This is a genomic window from Neobacillus sp. Soil_C_43 (assembly GCF_057656715.1).
Map to the genome: position 1 here is coordinate 41754 of NZ_JBDGJV010000028.1, position 10316 is coordinate 52069.

12 protein-coding genes are annotated in these 10316 nt (G+C 38.2%); 1 reads left to right on the forward strand and 11 read right to left on the reverse strand.

The window, feature by feature from the left end; genetic code table 11:
• Nucleotides 1-179 precede the first annotated feature (179 nt).
• The gene (metG, locus tag AC3A54_RS24310) at nucleotides 180-2147 is read right to left on the reverse strand and encodes a methionine--tRNA ligase (RefSeq protein ID WP_487656526.1); all 1968 of its coding nucleotides are present in this window, start codon (nucleotides 2145-2147) and stop codon (nucleotides 180-182) included.
• Nucleotides 2148-2655: 508 nt separating this feature from the next.
• Between metG and abrB the strand changes: the two genes are divergently transcribed.
• Nucleotides 2656-2940 carry a transition state genes transcriptional regulator AbrB gene (gene abrB, locus AC3A54_RS24315; RefSeq protein ID WP_308081632.1) on the forward strand — a complete coding sequence of 95 codons (285 nt, stop codon included), beginning with the start codon at nucleotides 2656-2658 and terminating at the stop codon, nucleotides 2938-2940.
• 33 nt (nucleotides 2941-2973) lie between these two features.
• Here abrB and rsmI read toward each other — a convergent pair whose 3' ends face one another.
• The 10 genes from rsmI to AC3A54_RS24365 all read right to left on the reverse strand — a co-directional run bounded on the left by rsmI (nucleotide 2974) and on the right by AC3A54_RS24365 (nucleotide 10048).
• Nucleotides 2974-3846, reverse strand: a complete 873-nt coding sequence (gene rsmI, locus AC3A54_RS24320; protein ID WP_487656527.1) for a 16S rRNA (cytidine(1402)-2'-O)-methyltransferase — start codon at nucleotides 3844-3846, stop codon at nucleotides 2974-2976.
• On the reverse strand, nucleotides 3824-4111 hold the full coding sequence (locus tag AC3A54_RS24325; RefSeq protein WP_308081635.1) for a GIY-YIG nuclease family protein: 288 nt from the start codon (nucleotides 4109-4111) through the stop codon (nucleotides 3824-3826). The genes rsmI and AC3A54_RS24325 overlap by 23 nt, the downstream gene beginning before the upstream one ends.
• Nucleotides 4101-4841 carry a tRNA1(Val) (adenine(37)-N6)-methyltransferase gene (locus AC3A54_RS24330; RefSeq protein ID WP_487656528.1) on the reverse strand — a complete coding sequence of 247 codons (741 nt, stop codon included), beginning with the start codon at nucleotides 4839-4841 and terminating at the stop codon, nucleotides 4101-4103. The genes AC3A54_RS24325 and AC3A54_RS24330 overlap by 11 nt, the downstream gene beginning before the upstream one ends.
• A 61-nt stretch (nucleotides 4842-4902) precedes the next feature.
• Nucleotides 4903-5274, reverse strand: coding sequence for a DNA replication initiation control protein YabA (gene yabA, locus AC3A54_RS24335; protein WP_430115443.1), 372 nt, complete (start codon nucleotides 5272-5274; stop codon nucleotides 4903-4905).
• Nucleotides 5275-5287: 13 nt separating this feature from the next.
• The gene (locus AC3A54_RS24340) at nucleotides 5288-6115 is read right to left on the reverse strand and encodes a PSP1 domain-containing protein (protein ID WP_308081638.1); all 828 of its coding nucleotides are present in this window, start codon (nucleotides 6113-6115) and stop codon (nucleotides 5288-5290) included.
• Nucleotides 6108-7115 carry a DNA polymerase III subunit delta' gene (gene holB / locus AC3A54_RS24345; RefSeq protein ID WP_335545152.1) on the reverse strand — a complete coding sequence of 336 codons (1008 nt, stop codon included), beginning with the start codon at nucleotides 7113-7115 and terminating at the stop codon, nucleotides 6108-6110. The genes AC3A54_RS24340 and holB overlap by 8 nt, the downstream gene beginning before the upstream one ends.
• Nucleotides 7116-7162: 47 nt before the next feature.
• Nucleotides 7163-7492: a cyclic-di-AMP receptor gene (locus AC3A54_RS24350; RefSeq protein ID WP_308081640.1), complete on the reverse strand. Its 330-nt coding sequence runs from the start codon at nucleotides 7490-7492 to the stop codon at nucleotides 7163-7165.
• Between the two features lie 144 nt (nucleotides 7493-7636).
• Nucleotides 7637-8257 (reverse strand): dTMP kinase, encoded by a 621-nt coding sequence (tmk, locus tag AC3A54_RS24355; RefSeq protein WP_487656529.1) that lies wholly within the window; start codon nucleotides 8255-8257, stop codon nucleotides 7637-7639.
• 30 nt (nucleotides 8258-8287) lie between these two features.
• Nucleotides 8288-9733: an aminotransferase class I/II-fold pyridoxal phosphate-dependent enzyme gene (locus tag AC3A54_RS24360; protein ID WP_487656530.1), complete on the reverse strand. Its 1446-nt coding sequence runs from the start codon at nucleotides 9731-9733 to the stop codon at nucleotides 8288-8290.
• Nucleotides 9734-9829: 96 nt separating this feature from the next.
• Nucleotides 9830-10048 carry a sigma factor G inhibitor Gin gene (locus AC3A54_RS24365; protein ID WP_308081643.1) on the reverse strand — a complete coding sequence of 73 codons (219 nt, stop codon included), beginning with the start codon at nucleotides 10046-10048 and terminating at the stop codon, nucleotides 9830-9832.
• Nucleotides 10049-10316: the final 268 nt, after the last annotated feature.

A 10316-nucleotide genomic window follows, 5' to 3' on the forward strand; every position in this document is an offset into this window, starting at 1 on the left:
CGCATTTTGACTTTTATTGCCGAAGGTTATTTGACCCGAGCTGTAACAATCATCGCTTTATCAAGCCATGATTGTTACAAGATACTCAAGGTAGATTATTCAGGATGAAAACTGCCTAGGCGCTGCAACTGGACAACGTTAAAAGGAAAAGCGCCAAAATTGGCGCTTTTATTAAACAATTATTTTACCTTGGAACCATTCGGTAACGTTTGATCAACGGTTGCCAGGGAAAGCTGGCCGTCTTTTGATCCTGCTAAAATCATTCCTTGTGACAATTCACCACGAAGTTTAACTGGTTTTAAATTAGTAATACAAATCACCTTACGTCCTACCAATTCTTCAGGCTTATAGTATTGAGCAATTCCAGAAACCACTTGACGCTTTTCGTAACCCAAATCAAGCTGCAGCTTCAAAAGCTTATCTGCTTTTTTAACTGGTTCAGCCTGAATGACTTCCGCTACACGTAGGTCAATCTTCATGAAATCATCTATAGAAATTTCTTCCATAGGTTCAGGCTTTTCTTCTATCTTTTCCTCTTTCTTTTCTTCCTCTGCTGGAGCTGATCCTTGCATTTTCGTTTTAATGAATTCTACTTCATCAGCAATTTCCAGTCTTGGGAATAGAGGCGCCTCTTTTTCAACCTTTGTTCCACTTGGAATCAATCCAAAGTTTTCAAGGCTTTCCCATGTTCTAAGCTCCTCACCATGGATCCCAAGTTGCTTAAAGATTCCACCAGGTGTACGAGTTAGGAAAGGTTGTAAAAGAATGGCCATTCTTCGTAGTGACTCCGCCAAGTGTACCATTACACTCGCAAGCTCACCTTTTTTCTCCCCGTCCTTCGCTAATGTCCACGGCTGTGTTTCATCGATATATTTATTGGTCCTGCTGACTAATTGCCAAATTGATGTTAGTGCAACAGAAAACTCCATTTTCTCCATGGCCTCTTCATACTTTTGAATGGTTTCATGATTCATTTGTAACAATGACTCATCAAATGCTCCAACTGACCCAGTGTACTCAGGAATAACACCATCAAAATATTTTTCTATCATTGCAACAGTCCGATTTAACAAGTTTCCTAAATCATTGGCTAAGTCAAAATTGATTCTTTCAACAAATCCTTCTGGTGTAAAAACACCATCTGCACCGAATGGTACCTCTCTTAATAGGTAGTAGCGAAGAGCATCTAAACCGTAGCGGTCAATTAATGTAACAGGGTCCACCACATTCCCTTTCGATTTGGACATTTTGCCGTCTTTCATTAATAACCAGCCATGAGCGAAAACCTTCTTTGGTAAAGGCAGCTCAAGCGCCATTAACATGATCGGCCAATAAATCGTATGGAAGCGGACAATTTCCTTTCCAACAAGATGAACATCCGCCGGCCAGTAATTTAAATATTTGGAGTCATTCTCCGTCCCATATCCAAGGGCAGTAATATAATTGGATAAAGCATCAATCCAAACATAAATGACATGCTTTGGATCGCCAGGAACTTTAATCCCCCAATCGAACGTAGTTCTAGAAACCGCTAAATCCTCCAACCCAGGTTTGATGAAATTATTAATCATTTCATTTTTACGAGACTCGGGTTGGATGAACTCCGGATTTTCCTCATAGTATTGTAATAACCGATCGGCATACTTACTCATTCTAAAAAAGTAGGATTCCTCTTTGACGAGTTCTACTGTTCGGCCACAATCCGGGCAATTTCCTTCTACTAATTGGCGATCCGTAAAAAAGGACTCACATGGAGTGCAATACCAGCCTTCATATTGATCGAGGTAAATATCTCCTTGCTCCAAAAGTCTCGCAAAAATCTTTGACACCACTTGCTTATGTCTTTCCTCTGTTGTACGAATAAAGTCATCATAGGAAATATCGAGCTTATTCCACAGCTCTTTAATTCCATCTACAATCCCATCCACATATTGTTGTGGTGTAATGTTTGCTTCCTCGGCCTTACGCTGGATTTTTTGACCATGCTCATCCGTTCCAGTTAAGTACATGACATCATAACCGCGCATCCGCTTATAACGTGCCATTGCATCACCAGCAACAGTCGTATAGGCATGTCCTATATGTAAATTTCCACTTGGATAGTAAATAGGTGTGGTAAGGTAAAAGGTCTTTAGTTTTTCCTCCATTATTTTTCCTCCTCATCAGAAAAGCACAAGCTCTGGGGATAGACAATAATCGGGTAAAAAAGCCTAAACCCCATTTACCCATTATTGCCTTTTTTTCCCGCTTCTATCATCAAAATATACCGAAAAATAAACTTTTGTGCAAGGACGCGCTTCTTTTGACTCTTTTTTAAAACTCTTTTTCCTGCCCCCATAAAACAAATCTTATGTTCGAACAATATAGGGGATTAAGTCTGTTATTGTAGAAATTTGTCGAATGATGTAGATATTGCAAAAGCAACTATCTGAAAATCCAATAATATTAAAAATCTATGAAAATTGTATGAATATTTAGTTAAACCCTATTAAATCAACGTTTGTACTGTTGGAAAAAATTTTCTATTATTTTTAACATAAAGTAATTGACGGATATGGGAAGTACTGGTATTATAAATTTGTAAGAATTTTGTCGAATAATGACGAATAAAAATAGATAAATAATTTCGTATTGATGAGAGGAGATCACTTTAAAATGAAATCTACAGGTATTGTTCGTAAAGTTGATGAATTAGGTCGTGTGGTTATTCCGATTGAATTAAGACGTACTCTTGGTATTGCTGAAAAGGATGCTCTAGAAATCTATGTAGACGATGAGCGTATTATCTTAAAAAAATACAAGCCAAATATGACTTGTCAGGTAACTGGTGAAGTTTCTGATGATAACCTAGCTCTTGCTGGCGGGAAATTAATTCTAAGCCGCGAAGGTGCAGAGAAATTACTAGAAGAAATCAAAAGCAACTTTGAATTAGCAAAATAATAGCTCCGGGCACTTTACGTGCCGGAGCTTTTTTTATTCAATATGATATACCTGATACACTTCTCTTTTGTTCAGACCTCGATCTTTGGCTGTTTGCTTAATAGCATCCTTAGAAGAAATGTTTTCAATTGACATATAGTGATTGACATGCTCTTCAATAGATAGTGCTTCCCACCAGTTGGTGTCCTCTTCTACCTCTTCTTTTGTTCCTTCAACAATAATACAAAATTCTCCACGAATTTCATCTTTATGTGCCCACTCGATTACTTCTTCAAGTGTTCCTCTAATAAACTCTTCATACTTCTTTGTTAACTCGCGGCAAACAGCCATATTTCTATTCCCCAGAACTTCCAGCATTACGGCTAATGTTTCTTTCAGCCGATGGGGTGACTCGTAAAAAATAATGGTTGCCGTTTGTCTCTTTAAGAGCTCTAATTCGGCCCGCTTATCTTTTTTGCTGCGATGTAAGAACCCATAAAAATAAAATGGCTGACAAACTATTCCTGAGGCAATTAAGGATGTTAATGCGGCATTGGCCCCAGGTAATGGAACAACCGGCACTTGCTCGTTAATTGCTGCCGTAACCAACTCGTAACCAGGGTCAGATATAGCTGGCATACCTGCATCACTTACAAGAGCTACCTTTAAACCTTGTCGTACCTTTTGAATTAGTTTCTCCCCACTCGTTTCTTTATTATGCTCATGATAGCTGACAATCGGGGTGCCAATTTCAAAATAGTTACATAGTTTTTTGGTATTTCTAGTGTCTTCTGCAGCAATCAAGTCAGCTTCTTTTAATATCCTAATCGCCCGGAAGCTCATATCTTCAAGATTTCCAATCGGAGTGGGAACAAGATATAGAATCCCCTTATTTTCTTCATTCTCAAAGCTTTTCTGCTGCCACATGTTCATCACCCGTTTCGCGTATTAAAAACTCGACTTTTTTCTTTCGAGTTAAACTTTTAAAATGATGCTCTGCCCTCAGTGCATCCCCTTTATTATCAAACCTTTTAAAATAGGTTAGTTTTACCGGCCCTCTTCCCCGAGTGTATTTGGCCCCTTTTCCTTCATTATGCTGCATCACTCGGCGCTCAAGGCTCGTGGTATATCCGCCATAAAGACTTCCATCCTTACATGTTAGCACATAAAAGAAGTGGTTGTTATTCTCCATATAAGATTGCCCTTATTTCCGAGGTGTACTGATCATCCTCATCATAAACAAACAGCGGCGGGGAAATTTTTAAGTCAGGGCTGCCGTCCTTAATTGCTTCTACTAACAGGGTATTGGCCTCTTTCCCCTTCTTAGGATAGACAAATTGAATTCGTTTTGGCTCAAGTCTGTACTGGCGCATAAGAGTGATGATATCCAATAGTCTGCTCGGGCGGTGTACAAAAGCTACCTTTCCTCCCTGTTTCGCTAACTGACTCGAGGCCTTGATCGCATCCTCTAGGGTACAAAGGATCTCATGTCGAGCAATCGCTAAATGTTCATTGGGATTCATTTCATCCTTTGACGGAGTTGGAAAGTAAGGCGGATTACAAGTAACCACATCAAATTTTCCATATCCTAGCTGCTTTGGTATTTCCTTTATGTCTCCATGAATCATATGTAGTCGATCTTGTAGACCGTTATATTCAATACTTCTATTTGCCATATCATATAAACGCTCTTGTATTTCTACACCCGTAATTTTCCCCTTAGTACGAGCACTTAAAAACAACGGAATGACTCCGTTTCCACTACAAAGATCAATAAGATTTCCCCTTTGTATAGGTACGTACACAAACCGAGCTAATAATACAGCATCGAGTGAAAAAGCAAAAACGGAGGGGCTTTGAATAATTCTTAAATTCTCAGCTAGTAAATAATCAAGCCGCTCATCATCTTTTAAGTTAACCACACGTAATCATCCTATCTAAAAATGTATGAAAATAGAGGCTGATTTCGTCAGCCTCTTTCGGTTATTTCTTATTAAGGAAAGAAAGACAAAATAAACAATCGCCTTCCTTACGCAAGCTCCCAAAATGAAGGTTACAAATATGAAACCCTTCTTGATAAAGACGGGCGAGGTTATCATATCCTTCACCAACATCAAATGGTTTTACCCCAGGAGATGCTTCAGGGATTATCCCCTTCTTATTCTTTATTTCTTTCTTGTCATCTTCCGTGGTTACATCTAAACGGCGCCTCAGATGTTCATTTTCAAGCTTTAAATAATGATTCTCTTCTAGTATTTCGGCTAAGTGCTGCTTTAATTCTCCTAGCTTCTGGTAAAGATGTCCAATTTGTGTTTCCATATTACTTACTGACTCAAAAATTTCTTTTTTATCCACGTCTTCCACCTCATTAATCTGTGGATTGTATAGAAAAGGCACCTTCTTTAGTGATTTCATCCAAAGTATACTCCAGAACCCGCTCTTGTTCCTTTAGTTCAACCTGAAGCACCCGCTCTAATATATTTAATCCTACTACTTTTCCTGTACCTTGTGGCGTTTCAATGATTTCCCCTAAATCTGGAAGTAGTGCTTTTGCAGATTCATATTCATCATTTTCATATTTTAGGCAGCACATCAACCTGCCACATAAGCCAGAAATTTTGGTAGGATTCAATGAAAGATTTTGATCCTTCGCCATTTTAATTGAAACAGGGTCGAAATCACCTAAAAATGTGGAGCAGCACAGCATTCTTCCACAAGGGCCGATGCCCCCAAGCATCTTGGCTTCATCACGTACGCCAATCTGTCGCAATTCAATTCGTGTCCGAAAAATAGCTGCTAAATCTTTTACTAGCTCACGGAAATCTACTCTTCCATCGGCAGTAAAGTAAAAGATGATTTTATTTCGATCAAATGTATATTCAACATCCACCAGTTTCATATCCAGCTGATGTTCATTGACCTTTTCATTACATACTTCATAAGCTTCCTGGGCTGCAAACTTGTTTTCTTCAACAATCATTCGATCCTTTTGGTCCGCAATTCTGACCACCTTTTTTAATGGAAGGACGACATCGTGCTCCTCAACCTGTTTACGAGCAATGACAGCCTTTCCATATTCAACGCCACGGACTGTTTCAACAATGACAAAGTCATCCTTTTGAATGGAGAGCTCTCCTGGATCAAAATAATAGATTTTCCCCGCTTTTTTAAAGCGTACTCCTACAACATCATACAAATGAAGATCCCTCCTGCAATTTTAACACAAGCTGTTCCATCATCAGCTGAGGATTCATATTTGCCTGCAGCTTCCTTTTTGCATCAAGAATAGCTGACATTTGATCCGATATGCGCCGTCCAGATGATTGCAAGGCAAACTGTTTTAACCGCTCGTTTTCTTCAATGAAAACAATTTGCTCCTGCTTATCTAGCTGTATATATAGTAAATCCTTAAAAATAAGAAGTAAAAGATCTAAACCACGATTAATTTGTTCTTTTTCTCTAAAGTGTAAAAACCAATCCCCTTGGAGTGTGACCATTGCCTCCAACGAATTTTTTTTCAACACCTCATACAATTTTAACACTATTTTTTGGGCTTGTGCAAACCATTCATCGACATTTAATTTAAGAGCTTCCTCCAAATTATTGGTAAGCTGAGCCAGTAATGGCGCCTTAGTTGGTTTTACGCCGTTTTCGACCAGTTTTTTAACCATCACATGAGGGGCTAAAGGTTGGAATGCTAATATTTGGCACCTAGAAAGAATAGTAGGCAATATTTGTTGAATTTGCTCCGTCAACAGAAAGGCTACTGTTCCTGGATTAGGTTCCTCAAGAAATTTTAAAAGACTATTAGACGCACTTACACTCATTTTATCAGCATGTGAGATTAAATATACTTTTTTCAAAGATTCTACACCTTTTTTTGCAAACTCTGCTTGTAGATTCCTAATCTGATCGACTTTAATAGATAGCCCGTCCGGTTCCACAATATGAACATCCGGATGATTTCCATTATTGATTCGTCGGCAATTATTGCAGGATTCACATGGTTTGTAACCATCGATTAGCGCTTCACAATAAAGGGATTTTGTTAGCAATATGCCTATTTCTCTTTTACCTGTCCCTCTCATGCCTTCAAATAGGTACGCATGGGCCACTCGATTTTTCACTAAGCTGTTTTTTAACATTTTTAGAACTGTTGGCTGTAGCTCTTCTAATTGATCCCATGTTTTGACCATTGTAATCACTCACTTACTGTTTAAGATAGCTTAAGGTATTCATCAAATTAAAAATGTAAGGATTGTTCGATTGGAAGAACGAAAACTGTTGCACCGCCGACTTCTACTTCTACGGGGTATGGAACAAAAGAGTCTGCGTTTCCACCCATAGGTGAAACTGGTGACACTAGCTGTTCCCTAGCCCTACAGTTTTCTTTAATAACTTGAAGTGCTCGGTCAACTCGAATATCCTCCGTCCCAATCATAAAAGTGGTGTTCCCCGATTTTAAAAATCCACCTGTACTAGCTAATTTTGTCGCCCGAAAATTATTTTCTATTAAAGCCTTTGATAATCGGTTACTATCTTGATCTTGTATAACAGCAATGATAAGTTTCATGTGGAACACCCTCTCTTCTTAATTTTTCGGCAAAAGTTTTCTTACCTATATTATAACAGGTTATTGTCCTGCTTACATTTGTTATAGATAGGAACACGGGATTAATTCTGATATGTCAAAAAAAGGCCTAACTACTGTAGGCCTTTACTTTGCTAGTTTCTCATTTATCATTTTTACTGTTTGTTCATAGACCTCTTCAACTGTACCGGATGCATCAATACGCACAATTCGATCTGGGAAACGTTCCATTAATAGATAATATCCGTCTCTTACCTTTTGATGGAACTCGAGATTTTCTAAATCTAAACGATTGATCTCTCTTTCTTTATTTTTGTTAATCCGTTTTAATCCTAACTCTGGCTCAATGTCAAAGTAGATTGTTAACTGGGGCATTAAGTCTTCAATGGCAAACTGGTTAATAGACCATACCTCATCAATTCCTAGGCCCCTTGCATACCCCTGATAGGCTAGTGAACTATCAACAAACCGATCACATAAAACCATTTTCTCTTCTTCTAGAGCAGGTTTTACCTTTTCAATCAAATGCTGTCTTCGTGCAGCAGCATATAGCAAGGCTTCTGTTCTCGGGTCCATAGCAGTGTTCTCTTTGTTTAGGATTACTTGGCGAATTTGTTCAGCAATATCGATGCCGCCAGGCTCTCTTGTCACCATGGCCTCTTTAAAGTGATTAGCTACCATACTTAAAATTGTTGTTTTTCCGGCACCATCTGGACCTTCAAACGTAATAAATATTCCACTGTTCAAAATAAAACCTCCATATATTAAAAAAGCAAACTACTTCTTATTTTTTATAAATACCTTTACCTTGCCTAGAGTTAATAAGGAGCCTCCCTGGAATCTTGCCCCTGCTTCTAACAGTCTTTGAAGCTGATTAATCCTCTCATTTGTTATTTCTTCCCCTTTTAACAGGAGTGGAATTCCTGGGGGATAGGGAATAATTGTTTCTGCACAAACGAATCCTACGGCCTCAGCAATAGGTACATCCATTGACTCTAAGTTGTCCATTTCTTTATAAGAGATAGCCAGTTCTGAGACTTTTCGTTTACTCATCGTCAGTTTGCTCTTTTGTTTTTGAAAAGGCAAGTTTTTACACACCTTTTTTATTTTCCAACCAGTCTCTCCGAACGGGTACCTTTGACCTTCTTTTAATAAAGGAAGAACTAATAGTATATTATAGGGATCTGCTAACTCTGTATAGACAGCCTCTTCTTCCAATCTCTTTTGAAGCTCAAATCCACTTAAGTTACACCTAGTTTGAATCGTTACCTTTAATAAGTCTCCCTGATGATTGGGGTATGCTAGTACCTTAATTCCAGGAATGTCTTCTAATTCTGCTTTAAACTGCTTGATGCTCTTTTGTAAAGCAACTAAATCCTGCTGTGTGTATGTAGCCAAGTATTTTCTCGCTAAATCGAGTGATGCCATAATTGGGTATGATGGGCTGCTCGATTGAAATATCTGCAAGTAATCCTTTACCTTATTTACATCAACTAAGTGGCCGTTCACATGCAAATAGGAACCCATCGTCATAGCTGGAAGTGTTTTATGGGCAGATTGAACGACGATATCCGCACCTAACTGAACGGCTGAAGCAGGAAAAGGCTTTCCGATATTAAAATGGGCGCCATGTGCCTCATCAACTAAAACAGGAATGTGATGAAGATGGGCTTCCTTTATAATTCCTTCTAAATCGGAGACTATTCCATAATAATTAGGATAGGTTAGAATGATGGCTTTCACGTTTGAATAAAGACTAATTGCCTCTTTTACTGTCTCTACATTAACACATGTAGCTACCTTCCAGTCGTGATCATATTCGGGTTCTAAAAATATTGGTCTTACTTTTGCTAATCTTAAAGCATTTAATACAGATTTATGGCAATTCCGCTGTACTAAGACCGTATCATTCTCTCTGCAAGCGGCCATAATCATTGCTAAATTACCTACTGTTGATCCATTTACTAATAAAAAGCTCTTCCTCGTTTGAAAAAGTTCAGCTAAAAGTTGCTCGGCTTCTAAGATAACTCCTTCAGGTGAATGCAAATCATCTAGCCCTGACAGTTCTGTTACATCCATTTTTAATATCTGTTCAAAAAAGTGGCTTGCTTCGCTTTGAATATTTTGTCCATTTTTATGTCCAGGGACATGAAAAGAAATAGGATTCTTTTTGTTATGTTCAAGTAGTGCGTTAAAAAGAGGCGTATTCATTTGTTTTTTCATCGTATTACTTCCTTTTAAGAGTCTTATTTATTTTAGCAAAAAAGTGGTTTCCTTTCCCCTTTCATAGCAAAAAAATAAAGCCCTAAAAAGGACTTGTTAAGAGAAAATTTCTGGTGTGGTAATTTTCCTAAGTTGTTTAAGAAAATATTTATATCTTGGATCATTTGTATCTGTTTGTATTAAATCACTTTCACAATCCGTACAGATAAAAGAAGTATATAGATGTATGCCTTTCGGTTTAAGATTCTCACAAATAACGCACGTTTCCTCGTAATGACTATGTGCTAAAAATGAACTCAAGCCCTCCACCTCCATACATCCATTCTGTCCCTCAATTCACATTTGTATACAATTTTTTGAATAATCATCTCGATTCCATCCTGTAATATACTATGTAGAAATGTTGAAATGGGTGTATGTCTATAGACGATTTCTTTTAAAACACTTCGTACTTTTTTACTTAAACACGGCTTTTATCATTAAAGCACAAAAAAGACAACCATTTTCAGGTTGTCTTTTCATTTGCCTGGCAACGTCCTACTCTCACAGGGACTTTCGTCCCAACTACCATCGGCGCTGAGAA

Excerpts from the sequence above, each read along its gene's own strand:
- rsmI (WP_487656527.1), bottom strand. The coding sequence starts at position 3,846 with ATGTGGCAGCAGAAAAGCTTTGAGAATGAAGAAAATAAGGGGATTCTA.
- abrB (WP_308081632.1), top strand. The coding sequence starts at position 2,656 with ATGAAATCTACAGGTATTGTTCGTAAAGTTGATGAATTAGGTCGTGTG.
- AC3A54_RS24325 (WP_308081635.1), bottom strand. The coding sequence starts at position 4,111 with ATGGAGAATAACAACCACTTCTTTTATGTGCTAACATGTAAGGATGGA.
- metG (WP_487656526.1), bottom strand. The coding sequence starts at position 2,147 with ATGGAGGAAAAACTAAAGACCTTTTACCTTACCACACCTATTTACTAT.
- AC3A54_RS24360 (WP_487656530.1), bottom strand. The coding sequence starts at position 9,733 with ATGAAAAAACAAATGAATACGCCTCTTTTTAACGCACTACTTGAACAT.
- holB (WP_335545152.1), bottom strand. The coding sequence starts at position 7,115 with ATGGTCAAAACATGGGATCAATTAGAAGAGCTACAGCCAACAGTTCTA.
- AC3A54_RS24350 (WP_308081640.1), bottom strand. The coding sequence starts at position 7,492 with ATGAAACTTATCATTGCTGTTATACAAGATCAAGATAGTAACCGATTA.
- AC3A54_RS24365 (WP_308081643.1), bottom strand. The coding sequence starts at position 10,048 with ATGGAGGTGGAGGGCTTGAGTTCATTTTTAGCACATAGTCATTACGAG.